Source organism: Leclercia adecarboxylata, from assembly GCF_035787115.1.
GTDB lineage: Bacteria > Pseudomonadota > Gammaproteobacteria > Enterobacterales > Enterobacteriaceae > Enterobacter > Enterobacter adecarboxylatus_E.
Genome location: NZ_JALKTL010000007.1, coordinates 129,811 through 147,496, shown reverse-complemented (window position 1 = coordinate 147,496; position 17,686 = coordinate 129,811). Strand labels below are relative to the sequence as shown.

Here is a 17,686-nt window from a genome sequence, read left to right as displayed (position 1 = left end):
AAACCGGTTTCCATTCATATAAGACAGAAGTGTGACAGCCATCAAGATCCATTACTTATGGGGCCTGTTTATCGGATTTGGGTCACATATTTTGGCTGCTTTTACATCACATGGAGTGGAAACGGAAAATCGGTTTCCATAGAAAACGGAAACGGATATACTCCTGAGTGGCTATAATATGAGCCGAAGTGGAATCAGGAATTACAGGGGCCTGGAGAGACCTGTCAGGGGAAAAAGATGTCTACAATCAACGATGTATCACGTCTGGCCGGGGTGTCCAAAGCCACGGTATCACGGGTGTTGAGCGGGTCGCGCGGCGTGAAGGAAGCCAGCCGCCAGGCCGTACTGAAAGCAGTGGAAGAGCTGAACTATCGGCCAAATGTGATTGCCCAGTCGCTGCTCAGCCAGTCAACCGGCTGTATCGGAGTGATTTGCGCGCACGACAACATCAACCAGACGACCGGTTACCTGTACGCGCTGGAAAAACACCTCAGCCAGCATCAAAAGCATCTGCTGCTGCGCTTCGCTAACGCTAAAGCGGAAGTCATGAACGCGCTGGAGGAGCTCTCCTGCGGGTTATGCGATGACATTCTGATTATCGGCGCCCGTTTTCCGCTGCAGATCGATCAGGAGAATGTCATTCTGGTGGACTGCATGGAAACCCGTAACGCCAACAGTATCCAGTTTGACCATGCCTTTGCCGCGGAAACCGCCTGTAACTTCCTCGCCAGCCAGGGGCGCCGGCAGATTGCCCTGATCCATCCGCAAGGCAGCGGTTTTGCCGATCAGGTCCTGCTGGGTTACAAACACGCGCTGGAAAAAAACTTCCTGCCGTTTAACCGCAACCTGGTGTTTATGGAGGCCACGTCATCCTCGGTGGCGCTACAGGAGCTGCTGAATAACGCCACGACGCTCAACTTCAACGCCTTACTGGTGGCCGACGAACAGGAAGCGCAGCGGGTGATCCCGCAGCTGCAGGCGTTTAATAAATCGGTACCGGGCGATATCATGGTCTTCAGTCTGGCGGGGTCGCTGCACCTGCCGGGGATCCCAACCATTCCGGCGATTGAATACTCAATGGATGCCATGGCGGCACGGATTGTCAGCTGGCTGAATGAGAAAACCCAGATGCTGGGCTCCTATGTGCTGCGCGGGGATTTAATTATTCCTGATATGCGTCGATAAAAAATTAGGGGGCTGTCTGGCCCCTTAATGCGTACTCAGTAATCTTCCATGCAGTCCACCTGGCTGACGGCATCCCAGTAGCCTTCCTGGTTGTTCCGCTCCATCGCCACCACCGCATTTTTGACCAGCAGCTGATTCGCCTCAGAGGTCATAATCATCGCCTGCCACTCTTTATCGCTTTGCTTGCGCTGTGGGGCACAGGCTTTTTTCACATCCTTTAACACCGCCTGTTTCATCTGTTCTAATTTTACCGGGTCGTTCATTTCCTGAGCATGAACGAAGGCGGCGAAAAGCAGGCAGACGATGAGGCAAAACAGGTGCGCTGACTTCATGGAATCCTCCGGAAAAAAACACACACGTTTATGAAATGTATCGTTACATCCGCCTTTGCGACCCAAGCCGAAAGTATTAATTTTGCCAATAGTTGCGCAGGGGTACGACTAAGCGTAGCCGCACAATTTGCCGGACAGGCAAGCCAGACAGAAAAATTTGTGACGGCTGGCGGCCGTCAGGTAACAAAGAGTGATTCCGCTCGCAAAGAGAGTTTTACGTTGATTGCACTTACATTTTTTAGCCAGCATAACGCCAGAATTTGGCGTTTGTATCCTGAGCGCAGTGTGCGATAGTCGATATGCAACGTAACGGGGGAATGATATGCAACTGAGTATTACCGACACCATTACTGAACAAGAACAAGAAGAGCTACTGCAGCTGCTGCGGATGTATAACAGCCAGTTTATTGATTTTTCCCGCGTGGGGAGTGATATCGCGGTCTATGCCCGCGACGACAGCGGCAAAATGCGCGGCGGGCTGATCGGCAACCGCCAGGGCGAGTGGCTGAACATCAAATATCTTTGGGTATCCGACGAACTACGCGGCAGCGGGCTTGGCAGCCAGCTGATGCACGCCGCCGAAGAGGAGGCCCGCAAGCAGGGTTGCCGGCATGCGCTGGTGGATACCTTCAGTTTCCAGGCGCGTCCGTTTTACGAAAAGCAGGGCTATAAGCTGGAAATGACGCTGAACGATTTCCCGTATCCAGGCATACAACGGCATTACCTGTCGAAGGCGCTTTAAGCGCCAATACCGCAACCGATCACCGCCAGGGCATGGCGCACAATACGTTCAGGCGAGAGGGCGCTTAACCTCTCGTCATTGCGCATCCGCGAAAAGGGCACCAGCACCAGACTTAACAGAGTGGTGAACAGCAGCTCCGGCGCCAGATCGCGGTTCAGTTTCCCCTCCTGTTGCCAGCGGGCTACGGTGTCCAGCGTTCCCTGATATTTTTCATCGCCGAACCGGGCCTGCAAATGCGCGCGCAGAACCGGCATTTCACCTATTACCTCCTGCATCCACAGCGGTGCGAACCAGTGGTGCAGAACGGCCAGCTCGGCCAGCTTTTCCACCATCAGCGTCAGAGCGGTCACCGGGTCATCCGGGTGGCTGCTGAAAAGCGTCGCGATGGCGCTGCGAAGCGGCAGAAAACGCTCCTCGATCATCGCATCCAGCAGCTGTTCCCGGGAGTTAAAGTAGTAGTGCAGCATCGCCGGCGTCACGCCTGCCTCCCGGGCTATGGCGTTAAGCGAGGTGCGGGCAATCCCCTGACGCGCAAAGAGATCCAGAGCAATATCCAGCAGCTGTTCCCGGCTGGTAGCGGTGGGTTTACGCCCGCGCGGACGCCCGGGGCGGCGAGCCTGTGGCATGGGGTCGGAATTATCTTTATGTGCTGACATACGCGGGGGATCCCTTGACCTGATTCATAACTTCAATAAATATTAATTATCCAATTAATTAATTTCAAGCGGTGTTTTAGGATGTCAGATTCAACAACGCAAACCAAAAACGCGCCTTCGGTGCGGCTGCTGTTCAGCGCGCTCCTGCTGGTGATGCTGCTCTCGGCCCTCGATCAGACCATCGTCTCCACGGCGCTGCCCACAATTGTGGGTGAACTGGGCGGGCTGGATAAGCTCTCCTGGGTGGTCACGGCTTATATTCTGAGTTCCACCATCGTGGTGCCGCTGTACGGCAAGTTTGGCGATCTCTTTGGCCGCAAAATTGTTCTGCAAATTGCGATTGTCCTGTTTCTGCTGGGCTCTGCCCTGTGCGGGCTGGCGCAGAACATGACCCAGCTGGTGCTGATGCGCGCCCTGCAGGGGCTGGGCGGCGGCGGGCTGATGGTGATCAGCATGGCGGCGGTGGCCGACGTGATCCCGCCTGCGGAGCGTGGTCGCTATCAGGGCCTGTTCGGCGGGGTCTTTGGCCTGGCGACGGTGATTGGCCCGCTGGTGGGCGGGTTTCTGGTGCAGCACGCCTCCTGGCGCTGGATTTTCTATATCAACCTGCCGCTGGGGCTGTTTGCCCTGCTGGTGATCGGCGCGGTCTTTCGCGGCAGCGCGAAGCGCAACAAACATGAGATCGACTATCTGGGGGCGATTTACCTCAGCATGGCGCTGCTGTGCATCATCCTGTTTACCAGCGAAGGAGGCACGGTACGCGAGTGGAGCGACCCGCAGCTGTGGTGCATTCTGGCCTTTGGCCTGACGGGTATCGCTGGGTTTATCTATGAGGAGCGTCTGGCGTGGGAGCCGATTATTCCGCTGTCGCTCTTCCGCGATCGCAGCTTTCTGCTTTGTAGCCTGATTGGTTTTATCATCGGTATGTCGCTGTTTGGCTCGGTGACCTTCCTGCCGCTCTATCTGCAGATTGTCAAAGAGGCCACCCCGACCCAGGCCGGTTTGCAGCTGATCCCGCTGATGGGCGGGCTGCTGCTGACCTCGATTATCAGCGGTCGTATTATCAGCCGCACCGGGAAATATCGCCTGTTCCCGATCCTCGGCACCCTGCTGGGTGTGGTCGGCATGGCGTTACTGACGCGGATCACCATTGATTCGCCGGTCTGGCAGCTCTACCTGTTTACCGGCGTGCTGGGGGCGGGGCTGGGTCTGGTGATGCAGGTGCTGGTGCTGGCGGTACAGAACAGCGTCTCCTCCAGCCAGTACGGTGTGGCTACCTCGGGCGTCACCCTGTTCCGCTCCATCGGCGGGGCGATTGGCGTGGCGCTGTTTGGCGCGGTATTCACCCACGTATTGCAGTCGGGCCTGATGGCGCGGATCCCCGAGGGGACCGAACTGCCGCGGGAGATGAACCCGACCGCCATTCACCATCTGCCGGATGCCCTGCGCCTGGACTACCTGGACGCCTTTGGCTCTGCCATTCACGCGGTGTTCCTGATGGCGGCAGGCATTATGGTGCTGGCCTTTGTGCTGTCGTGGTTTTTGCGCGAGGCGCCGCTGCGCAAGCGGGAAGCCTGAGGTTAGCGGTTCTGCTATTTGTTGCGAGTCGCTTTCCGAATCTGAATGACCCTGCTTGTCTTCCCTGGCGATACTGGCGCATCCTGTTGCCTGGTCAATAAACCAGCAGAGGTTGCAATGGAACGCAAAGCAAAACTGTTCAAAAAGGGGAGAAACCAGGCGGTCTTACTGCCTGCTGAGTTCGCGTTTGATTCGGAGAGTGTTTATATCCGGCGGGATGAGGAGGGGAATGTGGTTTTGGCTGCAGAACCTGCCAAGGAAAAAAGCTGGGATGAATTTTTCAGGATGCTGGAAAACACGACCGTACCGGATTCTTTTTTAAGTCCGGAGGAAAGAAATCAGAGTATTACAAAGAGGGATCCTCTGGATGGAGTTCAGGTATGAAACATATGCTGGATACGAATATTGTGAGCCATTTATTTAAAAGGCATCCCGGTGTCGTAAACAGAATGGCTAACCTGAAGCCAGCCGACGTGTGTATCTCAAGTATCACAGAAGCGGAGTTGCTTTATGGGGCGGATAAAAAACAAAGCGGCGGGTTGAAAGAGACAATAAGGGAGTTTCTGAGCACTATCACCGTTTGCGACTGGGACAGTGACGCTGCGGCAATCTACGGCAAGCTGCGCGCCGAAATGGAAAAGCGCGGCAAAATCATGGGCGATCTCGATCAGTTGATCGCAGCGCATGCTCTCAGTCGGGGCACGACGATTGTGACTAACGATCGTGCCTTCGGGATGGTGCAGGCGTTGACTATCGAGGACTGGACCACAGCGGCCTGAGCCTCAACGCCCGGTAGCGCTACGCTTACCGGGCCTACAAAGCGTCGGCACGCATTCACCCGGTAAAAGCCGCATATAACTTATCCTTCTTATTGATTCCTTTTCGTTTTTTAACCTGCCGCAGAGTTGCCGATATAGTCGATAAAACAGTTATCAAAAGGACATGACCGGTGAAACTTCAATTGGGTGCGCTTCTTCTCGCTGGCCTGCTGCTGGCGGGCTGTGACCAGAGCGGCAGCGATGCTAAGCACATTAAAGTTGGCGTGATTAACGGCGCCGAGCAGGACGTGGCAGAAGTCGCCAAAAAAGTGGCGAAAGAGAAGTTCGGCCTCGACGTCGAGCTGGTGGGCTTTAGCGGCTCGCTGCTGCCGAACGACGCTACCGACCACGGCGAGCTGGACGCCAACGTCTTCCAGCATCGCCCGTTCCTTGCGGAAGATAACAAAGCGCACGGATACAAGCTGGTGGCGGTGGGCAACACCTTTGTCTTCCCGATGGCGGGTTATTCCCGCAAGATCAAATCGGTGTCTGAACTTAAAGATGGCGCCACCATCGCCATCCCGAATGACCCCACCAACCTGGGCCGCGCGCTGTTGCTGCTGCAAAACGAAAAGCTGATCACCCTGAAACCGGACGTCGGTTTGCTGCCGACGGCGCTGGATATCACCGCCAACCCGAAAAAGCTGAAAATCATGGAGCTGGAGGGGGCGCAATTGCCGCGCGTGCTGGACGATCCGAAAGTGGACGTGGCGATTATCAGTACCACCTATCTCCAGCAAACCGGGCTGTCACCGGTGCATGACAGCGTCTTTATCGAAGATAAAAACTCGCCGTACGTGAACATCGTAGTGACGCGGGAAGACAATAAAGATGCGGAGAACGTGAAGGAATTTATTCAGTCCTACCAGTCGCCAGAAGTGGCGAAGGCGGCAGAGACCATCTTTAACGGCGGGGCCGTGCCGGGCTGGGAATAAATCACCATGCCGCGGTGATACCGATCATCGCGGCCTGAAGATAAGTTGGCCCAATCCCATCGTTGAATGCCCTTTAGCCCACATTCTGGCGGCTTCTCTCCGGCTAAACTTTTTGCAACACAGACCGGAGAACAGCTCATGAACATTACCCATATTCGTAACGCGACGCAGCTTATCACCTACGCCGGAAAACGCTTTCTGATTGACCCGATGCTGGCACCAAAAGATACATACCCGGGTTTTCCGGGCACCGCCCGGTCAGAAATTCGCAACCCGATGGTGGAACTGCCCTGTGCGCTGGAAAGCCTGCTGGATGTCGATGCGGTTATCGTGACCCATACCCATGCCGATCACTGGGATCAGCATGCCATCGAGCGGATCGCCAAAGAGATGCCGATCTTTGTCCAGCACGATGATGACGCGCAGCTGCTGCGCAGCCAGGGTTTCCGCAATCTGACCGTTTTGACAGATAACACGTCGTTTGGCGAGATCCAGCTGAGCAAAACCCACGGCGGTCAACACGGCACCGACCGCGCTTACGCGGTACCCGAGCTGGCGGAGCGGCTTGGAGAGGCGTGCGGCGTAGTGTTTCGCCATCCCGATGAAAAAACGCTGCTGATTGCGGGCGACACCATTTTGCGCCCGCAGGTCGCCGCCGAGCTGCAAAAGCACCAGCCGGATGTGGTGGTGCTGAATGCCGGGTACGCACATGTGATCGGCTTTGGGCCCATCATCATGGGGCAGGAGGATGTGCTGAACGTGCACTATCTGCTGCCGCAGGCAAAAATCGTCGCGGTCCATATGGAGGCCATCAACCACTGCCTGCTGACGCGCAGCGCGCTGCGGGAATATCTGGACGCGAACCAGATTGGCGAGGCGGTCATTATTCCCCAGGACGGGGAAAGCGTTATAGTCTGAGCAGCATCAGGGCAAAGGAGAACAATGTGAAACTTACAACAGTGGCGATTGTCGCCGTGGACGGGTTCAGCCCTTTTCACTACTCCGTGCCCTGCATTCTTTTTGGTGACGGTATCAGCGGCGAAAAGCGTTTTGATGTGCGTATCTGCGCCGAAACGCCGGGTATGCTCACCTCCCGCGACGGCTTTGCACTGAATGCGACGCACGATTTCTCGGTTATCGAACAGGCCGATATCGTGGTGGTGCCTTACTGGGCACACGTGCTTGAACGTCCGCCACAGGCGCTGCTCGACAGCCTGGTGCGGGCAAGAGATAAGGGCGCGGAGATTGTCGGGCTGTGTCTGGGTGCATTTGTTCTCGGATACGCAGGCATTCTGGACGGCAAACGTGCAGCGACTCACTGGGAGTTTGAGCGTCAGTTTCAGACGCTGTTTCCGGCGGCGCGGCTGGATATCAACGCGCTGTACGTCGATGACGATCGCATTATCACCTCTGCTGGCACCGCGGCGGCGCTGGACTGTTGCCTGTACATTATTCGTCAGCGCTTTGGCAGCGTGGTCGCCAATCAGATTGCCCGGCGAATGATCGTGCCCCCGCACCGGGAGGGCGGTCAGGCGCAGTTTATCGCCCAGCCGGTGCCGGAAAATACCCGTGATGCGCGCATCAACAACCTGATTGATTATCTCCAGCGCAACATTCATCAGCCGCTGAGCCTGGATTCGCTGGCAGAGAGCGTGGCGATGAGTCGCCGCACGCTGACCCGCCATTTTATGAAAGCCACCGGGATGAGCGTCACCGGGTGGATCACCGCCGAGCGTCTGCGACGTAGCCAGCTGTTGCTGGAAAGCAGCAATCTGCCGATGGATGCGGTGGCGGAGCAGGTGGGGTTTCTTTCCGCCGTGACCTGGCGTCAGCAGTTTAAGGCTCGCTTTGGCGTCAGCCCGGCGGAGTGGCGCAAAACCTTCCGCACTCAGCCCCAGGCCGGGTAAGCGCAGCGCCTCCCGGCAGTTACCCCAGCTTCTCCATTTTTGTCTCCCCCTCCGCCATCGACAGCTGATACAGCGAAAACGAACGGTGCTTTTCAATCAGCGTGGCCAGCTCCGGCGAGTGGCTGGTGAGCCAGATCTGTGAATAGCGGCTGGCCTCGGCAATCAGGCTCGCCAGGGCGGGGAGCATCTGCGGATGCAGGCTGTTTTCCGGTTCGTTGAGGGCGATAAAGGCGGGCGGACGTGGGCTGAGCAGCGCGACCGCCAGGCACAGAAAACGCAGCGTGCCGTCGGAGAACTCTGCGGGTTCGAGCGGTCGGCTTAAGCCTTCGCGTTGCATCATCATGCGGAAGCGTCCACCCGTGTTATCGCTGTAAAACACACAGCCGGGGAAGGCCTGGTCGAGTATGCGCATCAGCAACAGCTCGTCGCCAATCTCGACGATGGTCTGAAACGCCGCCGCCAGGTTTGCACCGTCGCTGGCCAGTACCGGCGAGCGGAACCCCACTTGCGGGGCGCGCATTGCCGAACCGGACGAGACGGAAAATTCATGATAAAAGCGCCAGTTACGCAATGACTCGCGCAACTGCGACACCTCCGGGTAGAGGTGTGGCTCGCCGAGCTGCCCGAACACCGATTCGTTCTCATACAGGGTACCGCTGTGGGTCACCTTTTCGTGGTGAACGTTATTCAGAAATACCGTCTGGTTTTTGCGCTGCATCAGGCGCGCGGACGGGCGCCGCTGGTGGCCGCTCAGCCAGATGGACTCCTCTTTAATGACCGGATCGAGCTGAAACTGCGAGGGATAGGGCAGCTTCTCGACAAATCCCACCTGCAGCTCGTATTCGTAAGTCTCTGTCTCCACCGCCAGGTTCATGCGCCGCAGCTGGTCGCTGCGGGTTTTGCCAGCCCAGAAAACCTTCAAAATCCCGCCTTCGTTCGCCAGCGCCTGGGAAAACTGCCCCTGCGCCGCGCTGTGCATCAGGTGGATCGCCTTGTAAATATTGGATTTGCCGGTGCCGTTCGGGCCAAAGACGATATTGAGCTGCTGCAGATCCAGCGACAGATCGCGAATCGAGCGGTAGTTTTGAATATGCAGAGTGTTGATCATCGGCGTACCCCGTTGCGCATCATTTACTGTATACAGTTACAGTGTTTCAGGCGAAAAGCAAAAAAAAGACGACAGTGAGGGTGTCGTCAAACGGGGTACTGCTTTGGGCCTCTATGGGTCAATGGGGCCTTCGCATTGTTACTGTCAGATCACGGCGAGACGCAGACCCAAATCATCGGGATAGGGATCAAAGTAGTTTTGCGTCATCAGATAGCTGTCGGGATATTCGGCCATGTAATGCTTCAGCAACGTGAGCGGGGCGAGAATAGGCAACAATCCATCACGGTAGTGGAGGATCACGTCGCGCAGTTCACCGCGCTGGCGGGCGTTCAGCTGGTTACGGAAATAGCCCTGAATATGCATTAACACGTTGGTGTGATTCTTGCGCGAGGCGGGTTGCTTCAGGATCGCCATCAGCTTTTCGCGATACGCCACGAAGAAAGCGTCCAGATCTTCCCATTCGTGCAGCGAGGCGACAAACGGGCCAATCTCCCGGTAGCCCGCCTGATGGTGGGCCAGCAGCTGGAGTTTGTACCGGCTGTGGAAGTCCAGCAGCGCATGGCGGGTCAGGCCATTAGCCCGCAGGGTGTTCAGTTCATGAAGGGCGAAGACGCGCTCAACGAAGTTTTCCCGTAGCACCGGATCGTGCAGGCGTCCGTCTTCTTCCACCGGTAACCACGGCCAGGCTTCAAGCAGGGCGGCGGTGAACAGCCCGACACCCTCCTTGCGGCCCCGGTTGCCGTTTTCATCATACAGCCGCACGCGCTCCATGCCGCAGCTGGGGGATTTCGCACAGACGATAAACCCTGCGAGATCGCCGATCTTTGGCAGATAACCCGCCGCAAAGTCGGCCATCTTCTGCGTGACGTCCTCGTGAGGCGCTTTGCTGAACCGCATCTGCGTCTCACCGCGGGTGGTCTGTACCAGACGCAGCGCAGGGCGAGGCGTCGGCAGGCCGATCGCCATTTCCGGGCATACCGGCCTGAAGGTCACCCACTGGGCCAGCTCATCCATGACAAAGCCCATACGCTTATGCCCGCCGTCGAAGCGAACGGCGGAGCCGGTCAAACAGCCGCTAATACCCAGCACAGGTTTTGTTGTCATGGTGTGTACCTCCAGAGCCTATATCTAAAAGTTACACAACTTGACTATTTTGTCCAAGTATTAGCAGATTTATTTTTTATTACTTTTAAAAATCAATGATTTTTAGCTGCCCTTATACGTTGAATAACCGTACTGGCTGAGCAGCAGCGGGATGTGCAGCTTTTCGTTGGTGCGGGTCACGGTAAACAGCACCGGGATCTCCGGGAAGAACGACTTCAGCTTATTCGCCTGGAAGTACTCTGCGGTTTTAAAGGTCACTTTGTAGACGCCAGGCTGCATATCCTGATCCTCTGGATAGAGCGACTTAATGCGGCCATCCTGGTCGGTTTTACCGCTGGCAATGGGGGTCCATTTGTCCTGCTGCTGCTTTTCCAGCGTGACGCTGACGCCCGGCGGCGGCGTGCCGGTTTGCTGGTCCAGAATGTGCACGCTCAGCGTGCCGACAGGGGCGCTAAAGGCAACAGGGGCAAAGGCCATGGAGGCCAGGATCAGCAGAGGGGCAGTTTTTTTCATTGGGTTTTCCTGTGGAGTAATAAGTCACAGGAAAACGTTAGCATTTGCCGCGCGAGAAAATATTCAACTTTTCGTGAACATTCCCACAGGAGAAAATCAGCGGAGGATAATTACCTCAAGAGAAACCTGCTGCTGCCACTGTTCGACCTGTTTCTTGCGTGCGGCGGTCAGTTTACCGCTGGTGACCAGCAACCACTTGCGGTCCGGGAGGATCTCCGGGGCCAGCGTGGCAGGCGGAATGGGCAGAATGTCGATGCGGTGGCCCTGGCCGGTACGGGTTAAGGCTTCGAGCCAGATTTCGCACGGGTCGTTCAGATGCCAGCCGCTCAGCAGGAGGTTATCGCCCGGTGCTTTTTTATCGCCCTCAAGGCAAAACGAGGTGTAGGCGATGATGATGCCGTCGAGGAGCTCGCGCAGGGTCATGGCGGCAGGCACATTGGCTGAGACCTGGCTGCGCAGCGGGCGCAACACTTTTGCCACCAGCTCTGGTCGCGGATATTCGCGACCGGCGTCGTAAATCATCTGGCGCAGGGATTCGATTCTGCCCTCCTGCAGACGTTGCAGCATGTTCATTTGCAGCGTCAGCCAGTTGTTAGCGCGATTCGGGGAAGGGCGTTCCAGCAGCGGCTTCACCTGACCAATGGGGACGCCTTTTTTTACCCAGTCGAGGATCTTCAGCGCCTGCTGGACGTCCTCTTCGCTGTACTGGCGATGGCCGCCCTCCGTGCGCTGCGGCTTGAGTAAACCGTAGCGGCGCTGCCACGCCCGCAGCGTGGTGGCGGTGATCCCGCTGAGTCTGGCGAATTCGCCGATGGAGTAGGCCATGTCTGTATCCGAAGGGAAGGAATAATCTCAATATACTACGAATATTTGCCCGCGGGATGAAGCGCCAGACCGGTGCACTACACTTTACTTCCAGACGCGCAAATGAAAGGAGTTCTCATGAAACTATGGCCTGTTGTGACCGGTGTCGCCATTGCGCTGACCCTGGTCGCCTGCAAATCCCCGACGCCGCCGAAAGGCGTGCAGCCGATAACCAACTTTGACGCCAGCCGCTATCTTGGCAAATGGTACGAGGTTGCCCGGCTGGAAAACCGCTTCGAACGTGGCCTGGAGCAGGTCACGGCCACCTACGGCAAGCGCAGCGACGGCGGGATCAGCGTGCTTAACCGGGGATACGATCCGGTGAAGCGCAAGTGGAATGAGAGCGAGGGCAAAGCCTATTACACTGGTGCGCCAACGACCGCTGCGCTTAAGGTCTCGTTCTTTGGCCCGTTCTACGGCGGGTATAACGTGATCAAGCTGGACGACGACTACCAGTACGCGCTGGTCAGCGGCCCGAACCGCGACTACCTGTGGATCTTGTCCCGCACGCCAACCATTCCGGACGCGGTGAAACAGGACTATCTGAACACCGCGCGCAGCCTGGGATTCCGGGTCGATCAGCTGGTGTGGGTGAAGCAGTAAAGATCGTGCTTTCTTCCTGGGGCGGTAAGCGAACAGGGAAGTAGACTTCCGTCATGGGTACACGGGAGATGAACATATGCACTGGCAACCCTTTCGCGGCACCGCGCCGTCCACCATGACCATCCACAGCGCGTCGTTTCCCGATGTCAGTGATAAATGGCCGATGAAAGACGAGGTAACGCGCGAAATTAACGCCGTTGATCGGGCGTTAAAAGCGGACCCGCAGCTGATGCCGCCGCTGATTGAAAAGGCTGCCAGCGGCGAGAAGACGATAAAATGCCAGCACGCCTGGTCTGAACAGGCTTTCGCGACACGCCCGGCGATCGTCGCCTGGCGTACCCGGCTGGTGCCCACGGCGCTGGCCCTGTACGCCATCCAGAATCCGCTGGATGAACATCTCCCCGACGGCACCCGGATGGACAGCCGCAGCCGCCTGTGGTTTATCCACGCCAACGACGCCATCGGCATCCGCTCCCGCGCGAAGGTGATGGCGGTGCTGGCGGAACAGTACCTGCGTAACGATATCGACAATGTCTGGGTCAGCCTCGCCAGCGGCGCGGCCGTCCCGGTGCTTGAGGCGCTGCGCGGCGCCCATCTTGACGGGCAAAAAGTGCATTTAACGCTGGTGGACGTCGATCCCGTCTCCCTGAAGTGGGCAGAGAAAATGACCGCCGCTGAAGGGCTGCGCGTCGGGGAGCAGGTCACGATATTGCAGCGCGATCTGAAAGAGTGCCTGATCCACAGCGATAAGCTGGTACAGGCGCTGGGAGAAGGCCGCGTCGAGCTGGTGGATGCGCTGGGGATCTTCGAATATTTCAACGACGCCGACGCGGTGACCTTCCTGCAACATGTTCTGCGGCTGGTGAAGCCCGGCGGGGCGATTATCGTCTCGAACATGCTCACCAGCAGCCCGCAGATCGATTTTGCCCTGCGCTGTATCGGCTGGACGCCGATCTACCCGCGCACTCTGCAACAGCTTCAGGATATCCATCTGGCGGCGGGCATTCCGGTGGAAAACGTCACGGTAATTGTGCCGAAAGACGGAGTGTATGCGGTGATGGAAATCAGGAAATAAGGTCGCCATATTTATCGGGCTACGACAGAGGGATGAAATTGCAGTTTTTATAGCCGCTTGATATTGTTTACGGCGCAGCGGGATATATCTGGATCAAAAAATAATTTTTAATTTATCTAGTGAATAATATAAGGAAATATTAATGGACGATTTTAAGGACCTGATACACGCCCTGAAAAACAGTATCCCGGAATTAGATCCCGATCCACTTTATGCCTCTTTTCCCACCACCTTTGAGACTGAAACTGTTCTTGATTGGTTATATGACAACCTCAGCGCGCAACATCTGATGGTATATGAAGAATGGACGGAATATACCGGTTATCTTCCGGCGTTAAAACCACTGGTTAGTGCTTCTCTTCCCGTTGATCCCTCTGAGTATCTTTTTACGCTCATTGAGAAAATTAACTGGTCAGAGGCGAAAATTGAGCCCTGGGATCTTCCCTATGTGATGCCCTGGCTCGAACATATCAACCACTACCTGAGCCCACAAGGTATAAGGCTTGTTAATATTTTACCTTTTGAAAATGCCTATATTATCTGTTTAAAGAATGATGACTCATTAATCCAAAATCTCCACGCATGTCTGCAAAAGCTGGGAATGGGCATCAATATGCGGTCGCCAATGAATCAACAACAGGTTCTCACGTACATTAAATCCACTGTTTCAGGAAACGTTCAATAATATAGCGGATTGATTGTCATATATCTTGCCGGGACAGGCTGCGATGGATACATGTATAAGGAAAATTACACCGGCTGCAAAAGTATTTAATGGCACAAAAAATAATGTCATACGGTCGTGCAGAAAGACGGGGTGGATGCGGTGATGGAGGTATCTGTTTAAGTGCGGTCGATTCCCTCTCCTGTTGGGAGAGGGACAAAACTGGAATTTCCTAAATGTGAAACGCCACGCGTTTCCCGGTCGGGAGTTCAATATCCAGGCTCAGTTTACCGCCCATCGCCTCAATGTAGCGTTTAAGCGTAGCGATTTTCAGCTCAATCCCGCGCTGTTCGAGCTGAGTGACTGCGGGCTGACTAATTCCCATCACCTCAGCGACATGCTTTTGCGACAGCTTCAACTCTTCTCGCATCATTTGCAGACCTGTATCCAGGATCATTTCGTCGGCCATTTCTTTGATGCGTTTTTGGCTTTCAGGGGAATGCGAAGCGATCGCTTCATTCAGGGTTTTCAATTTCTTGTCTCCATTACATGATGTCATCCTTGATAAGTTATTAATCGTATAAGCTACAACTTATAAATGCACGAGCTCACGCTTGATGTAGATTCGTTTCTAGGCCATGATCGCATTATGAAAATCGAAACCGCAGTCCCCTCACAATTTGAACGTCTCGTCGCGATCTGGGAGTCCTCCGTTCGCGCTACGCACCACTTTTTGCAGGAGAGCGATATTGCGGCATTACGCCCGTTATTGCTTAACGCCTATTTACCGAACTTAAAGGTTGTGATCGCCCGGGATGAAAGCGGCGCCATTCACGGCTTTTTGGGTGTGGATGAAAACCGCATTGAAATGCTGTTTGTGGATGATGCGAGCCGGGGAAAAGGCGTCGGCACGCTGCTGCTGAGACACGCCATTGACCATTTCGGCGCGAACGAGGTGGACGTTAACGAGCAAAACCCGCAAGGGGTTGGGTTTTATCAGCATATGGGGTTTGTGCAGACCGGGCGGTCGGAACTGGACGGGCAGGGCAATCCGTTTCCGTTGTTGCATATGCGGTATAAGGGTTAACTACTGCACATACTGCCCCCTCGCCCCTGTGGGGAGAGGGTTGGGGTGAGGGGAAAGCCGCCCTCTCCCTTTCCAGAAAATGATTAGTTACTCGTAATCTGCCCAACGATCACGCCACGCACTTTCTCGCCATTGAAGTAATAAGAGACGGTATTGCTTTGAGTGAATTCGTCCTGAGTGGGTGTTTCCTGATACAAAAGGAAAGCCTCCTTTTTTATTATTTCATGAGTACCGAGCGACTGAGCGATATCCTGACGAGTGGTATCAGGCAAAGATATCTTCGCTATGGAAACGCGAATGGATTCTGGCGATGCCACACACTCTTTATGATTGCCGTCTTTAGCTATCGCAATAGCAGTGAGTAACCCCCTCCCCATTTCATTATCGGAAATAAACCAATAATTTGTACCGTCTTTTGAATGCAGGCAGAGCCAGCGAGCAGAGCTGTCTGTCTGAATGGGTATATCAGCAATATCCGTCAGGTAAGTCGTCTCCATCTGAATAGCTTTGTTGCCGATAGTAATGGTGGGAGAGATAGGCTGTTGTGATACAACTTCTTGGGAAGAGAGGTCATCCCGGTAATATTGCTCCGCAAAGCCTGTCATTTTGGCCGCGAAAGCGTGATGGCAGGCTGAAAGTAATATAAGAGTCAGGAACGATAAGCATTTAATTTTGACATTAGCTATTGTTTTCATGTCTGGCACTCATTCTGATTTGTATCGTCGTGAGTATACCGTGCTATTTACTGGCCGCTTGCCAGTCTTTTTTTGTAAAATTCTGATTTTTGCATGGTGATGAGTGTGAGATGAGGGTTACGGGCCGCGGCAGTTGTTCGGTTTTGCTGAACAACTGCATATCTGCTTTGGTTTCGAGTCTGCCGAACCTGTAAGCCTGACTTACAGGTTAAGTAATAATCAGGTGATCAGCCTGTGATTACACCATGGACAGCGCTCCTTCAATCCCTTTTAGCTTCTGCTGCGCCTGCTTTAACTCAGCGAGCAGTGCCTTTTCATGCGGGTTGTGCGCCATCACTACGATGCAGCCATCCATGACTTTTAACGTGACTTTATCCCCGGTATCAAATCCCGCCGCACGCAGCCATTTGCCGGAAAGGATGAGATTGGGCGTACTGCGATCGAGACCTTGCGGGCGATATCCCACAATTAATGTACGCTCAGTTCCGGTTGCGGTGGTGTCTGGGGTAGAATGCGAATCAGCCATAATCAACTCCTTGATAGTTGGTGAGGTTAGACGCTCCGGTGTGTTCGAGCACACTGGAGCGTTGATAAAGCTGGAGGTTTAGGTGGCCTCCTATATGGTTCAGATTAGATGGATAGGTGGCCCCATGTCAATCATAGCGCGCGAAAAAAAACCAAAAGGCGGCGGGCAGTCCCCGCAGTTTAAAATGCGTATTGATCCGGCATTGAAGGAACAGTTGGATGCTGTGGCGGCGGAGGAAGGGGTGAGCCTCGCCAGCTGGCTGAAGGAACTGGCGAGGGAAGCGTTAAGGATGAAAGGTATTGAACCTGAGGGTTAATTGTCACGGTAACTCAATGTCTTGATTGGCTTCTTGAGTATCTTCACTTCTATTATTCGAGTTACCTAGAGGAATATTAGTTATAGTCATAGGTAAAGAGCTGTTTCCCTTAAATATATCTTCAAGACCTTTAAGAATATTGGCTTGTGTGGTTTCTAAATCTCCATGCGCAATTGGGCGATAACAGTCTCTTTGTAATTGTACTTTATAAAAATCATAATTCATTGACTGCGCAATGCTATATAACAAATCGGTAAACAAATCATCAGATTTTGATATCCATATATTTATATCTGGAAAATCTTTCCCTTTATTTAAGTGATTGTTATAGCTTTTCCAAGCGTGAGTTACCGCTTGTTCTTTATTTGTTTGATATCTAGTCTTGATAACAGGTATTTTCCGCCCATAAAATTCAATATCAATCATATTTAAAGCTTGGACATGATCTCGGTGTAATCTTTGTGATCGTGTTGACATTAATGTTCTAAATATATGTAAGCGGTTTTGTTTTTTTCGCGGAACTGCTCTAGAATTTTTTGTATTTGAACTGCCAGTATAGGGCCAATAAGAACTGCGGCAGTCATTATTATATCTTTACTTTCCATTCCAAAGAAACTATTCATTACTTCACCTTATAAAAGTATCATAGCTAAAGGTATTGAAGAAATATAAAATAAATAGAAAGGCATAAATATAAAGAAGGAATATAATAGATTTTGGCGGAAGATCACAGGAGTCGAACCTGCCCAGGACCGCTGGCGGCCCCAACTGGATTTGAAGTCCAGCCACCTCACCGGAGATGACGATCTTCCGCGCCTCGATTGCTACATGGAGGCGGGCGCATTATATCTACTTTCAATCATTTACCCCATCCTTTCGCACACATTTTTTGTCCCTCTTTTGACCTGGATTCCCCCTTTTAAGCTAATTCTTAAGAAAATCCTCAGGTTACATTTTCCCCGTCAGCACTTTTACCGC

The 17,686-nt window shown here is 54.2% G+C and carries 22 protein-coding genes, 1 tRNA gene and 1 pseudogene; 13 read left to right on the top strand and 11 right to left on the bottom strand.

Annotated features, from left to right (window positions below):
* Positions 1–237: 237 nt before the first annotated feature.
* The gene (locus tag MXM41_RS19520) at positions 238–1,185 is read left to right on the top strand and encodes a LacI family DNA-binding transcriptional regulator (protein WP_325933810.1); all 948 of its coding nucleotides are present in this window, start codon (positions 238–240) and stop codon (positions 1,183–1,185) included.
* 35 nt (positions 1,186–1,220) lie between these two features.
* Here MXM41_RS19520 and MXM41_RS19515 read toward each other — a convergent pair whose 3' ends face one another.
* Positions 1,221–1,517 carry a YicS family protein gene (locus tag MXM41_RS19515; protein WP_325933809.1) on the bottom strand — a complete coding sequence of 99 codons (297 nt, stop codon included), beginning with the start codon at positions 1,515–1,517 and terminating at the stop codon, positions 1,221–1,223.
* A gap of 322 nt (positions 1,518–1,839) precedes the next feature.
* Between MXM41_RS19515 and MXM41_RS19510 the strand changes: the two genes are divergently transcribed.
* Complete coding sequence (locus tag MXM41_RS19510; RefSeq protein WP_325933808.1) at positions 1,840–2,259, top strand: GNAT family N-acetyltransferase; 420 nt, start codon at positions 1,840–1,842, stop codon at positions 2,257–2,259.
* On the opposite strand, the gene MXM41_RS19505 is transcribed toward MXM41_RS19510, so the two are convergent.
* Complete coding sequence (locus MXM41_RS19505; protein ID WP_325933807.1) at positions 2,256–2,915, bottom strand: TetR/AcrR family transcriptional regulator; 660 nt, start codon at positions 2,913–2,915, stop codon at positions 2,256–2,258. The two genes, MXM41_RS19510 and MXM41_RS19505, sit on opposite strands and share 4 nt — an antisense overlap.
* Before the next feature lie 81 nt (positions 2,916–2,996).
* On the opposite strand from MXM41_RS19505, the gene MXM41_RS19500 reads away from it, so the two are divergent.
* The 6 genes from MXM41_RS19500 to MXM41_RS19475 all read left to right on the top strand — a co-directional run bounded on the left by MXM41_RS19500 (position 2,997) and on the right by MXM41_RS19475 (position 8,153).
* On the top strand, positions 2,997–4,493 hold the full coding sequence (locus MXM41_RS19500) for an MDR family MFS transporter (RefSeq protein ID WP_325933806.1): 1,497 nt from the start codon (positions 2,997–2,999) through the stop codon (positions 4,491–4,493).
* A 117-nt stretch (positions 4,494–4,610) separates the two neighbouring features.
* Positions 4,611–4,877, top strand: coding sequence for an AbrB/MazE/SpoVT family DNA-binding domain-containing protein (locus MXM41_RS19495; protein WP_325933920.1), 267 nt, complete (start codon positions 4,611–4,613; stop codon positions 4,875–4,877).
* Entirely contained in the window at positions 4,874–5,272 is a 399-nt protein-coding gene (locus tag MXM41_RS19490; RefSeq protein WP_325933805.1) for a type II toxin-antitoxin system VapC family toxin, read from the top strand. The genes MXM41_RS19495 and MXM41_RS19490 overlap by 4 nt, the downstream gene beginning before the upstream one ends.
* Before the next feature lie 170 nt (positions 5,273–5,442).
* Positions 5,443–6,246 (top strand): lipoprotein NlpA, encoded by an 804-nt coding sequence (gene nlpA / locus MXM41_RS19485; RefSeq protein ID WP_325933804.1) that lies wholly within the window; start codon positions 5,443–5,445, stop codon positions 6,244–6,246.
* Positions 6,247–6,384: 138 nt separating this feature from the next.
* Positions 6,385–7,164 (top strand): MBL fold metallo-hydrolase, encoded by a 780-nt coding sequence (locus MXM41_RS19480; protein WP_325933803.1) that lies wholly within the window; start codon positions 6,385–6,387, stop codon positions 7,162–7,164.
* Positions 7,165–7,190: 26 nt separating this feature from the next.
* Positions 7,191–8,153: a GlxA family transcriptional regulator gene (locus tag MXM41_RS19475; protein ID WP_325933802.1), complete on the top strand. Its 963-nt coding sequence runs from the start codon at positions 7,191–7,193 to the stop codon at positions 8,151–8,153.
* A gap of 19 nt (positions 8,154–8,172) precedes the next feature.
* On the opposite strand, the gene MXM41_RS19470 is transcribed toward MXM41_RS19475, so the two are convergent.
* From MXM41_RS19470 to MXM41_RS19455, 4 genes are all read right to left on the bottom strand, one after another.
* Complete coding sequence (locus tag MXM41_RS19470) at positions 8,173–9,261, bottom strand: AAA family ATPase (protein ID WP_325933801.1); 1,089 nt, start codon at positions 9,259–9,261, stop codon at positions 8,173–8,175.
* A 144-nt stretch (positions 9,262–9,405) separates the two neighbouring features.
* Complete coding sequence (locus tag MXM41_RS19465) at positions 9,406–10,365, bottom strand: DUF523 and DUF1722 domain-containing protein (RefSeq protein WP_325933799.1); 960 nt, start codon at positions 10,363–10,365, stop codon at positions 9,406–9,408.
* A gap of 102 nt (positions 10,366–10,467) precedes the next feature.
* A complete protein-coding gene (uraH, locus tag MXM41_RS19460) occupies positions 10,468–10,878 on the bottom strand; it encodes a hydroxyisourate hydrolase (protein WP_325933798.1) in 411 nt (136 codons plus the stop codon).
* A 96-nt stretch (positions 10,879–10,974) separates the two neighbouring features.
* Complete coding sequence (locus MXM41_RS19455) at positions 10,975–11,703, bottom strand: MerR family transcriptional regulator (protein ID WP_325933796.1); 729 nt, start codon at positions 11,701–11,703, stop codon at positions 10,975–10,977.
* 117 nt (positions 11,704–11,820) lie between these two features.
* Here MXM41_RS19455 and MXM41_RS19450 point away from each other — a divergent pair, with 117 nt between their 5' ends.
* The 3 genes from MXM41_RS19450 to MXM41_RS19440 all read left to right on the top strand — a co-directional run bounded on the left by MXM41_RS19450 (position 11,821) and on the right by MXM41_RS19440 (position 14,105).
* A complete protein-coding gene (locus MXM41_RS19450; protein WP_325933795.1) occupies positions 11,821–12,345 on the top strand; it encodes a lipocalin family protein in 525 nt (174 codons plus the stop codon).
* A gap of 76 nt (positions 12,346–12,421) precedes the next feature.
* Positions 12,422–13,420: a class I SAM-dependent methyltransferase gene (locus tag MXM41_RS19445; protein WP_325933794.1), complete on the top strand. Its 999-nt coding sequence runs from the start codon at positions 12,422–12,424 to the stop codon at positions 13,418–13,420.
* Positions 13,421–13,562: 142 nt separating this feature from the next.
* Positions 13,563–14,105: a hypothetical protein gene (locus MXM41_RS19440; protein WP_325933793.1), complete on the top strand. Its 543-nt coding sequence runs from the start codon at positions 13,563–13,565 to the stop codon at positions 14,103–14,105.
* Between the two features lie 211 nt (positions 14,106–14,316).
* On the opposite strand, the gene MXM41_RS19435 is transcribed toward MXM41_RS19440, so the two are convergent.
* A complete protein-coding gene (locus MXM41_RS19435; RefSeq protein ID WP_325933792.1) occupies positions 14,317–14,616 on the bottom strand; it encodes a helix-turn-helix transcriptional regulator in 300 nt (99 codons plus the stop codon).
* A 117-nt stretch (positions 14,617–14,733) separates the two neighbouring features.
* On the opposite strand from MXM41_RS19435, the gene MXM41_RS19430 reads away from it, so the two are divergent.
* Entirely contained in the window at positions 14,734–15,171 is a 438-nt protein-coding gene (locus MXM41_RS19430) for an acetyltransferase (protein ID WP_325933791.1), read from the top strand.
* Positions 15,172–15,254: 83 nt separating this feature from the next.
* Here MXM41_RS19430 and MXM41_RS19425 read toward each other — a convergent pair whose 3' ends face one another.
* Positions 15,255–15,866: a hypothetical protein gene (locus MXM41_RS19425; RefSeq protein ID WP_325933790.1), complete on the bottom strand. Its 612-nt coding sequence runs from the start codon at positions 15,864–15,866 to the stop codon at positions 15,255–15,257.
* Between the two features lie 238 nt (positions 15,867–16,104).
* Positions 16,105–16,392, bottom strand: a complete 288-nt coding sequence (locus MXM41_RS19420; RefSeq protein WP_325933789.1) for a SymE family type I addiction module toxin — start codon at positions 16,390–16,392, stop codon at positions 16,105–16,107.
* Between the two features lie 124 nt (positions 16,393–16,516).
* Here MXM41_RS19420 and MXM41_RS19415 point away from each other — a divergent pair, with 124 nt between their 5' ends.
* On the top strand, positions 16,517–16,708 hold the full coding sequence (locus MXM41_RS19415) for a toxin-antitoxin system HicB family antitoxin (protein ID WP_325933788.1): 192 nt from the start codon (positions 16,517–16,519) through the stop codon (positions 16,706–16,708).
* Between the two features lie 3 nt (positions 16,709–16,711).
* Here the strand turns inward: MXM41_RS19415 and MXM41_RS19410 are convergent.
* Positions 16,712–17,292: pseudogene (locus MXM41_RS19410) on the bottom strand (DUF6680 family protein).
* 133 nt (positions 17,293–17,425) lie between these two features.
* Positions 17,426–17,520 (bottom strand) — tRNA-Sec (locus MXM41_RS19405).
* Positions 17,521–17,686: the final 166 nt, after the last annotated feature.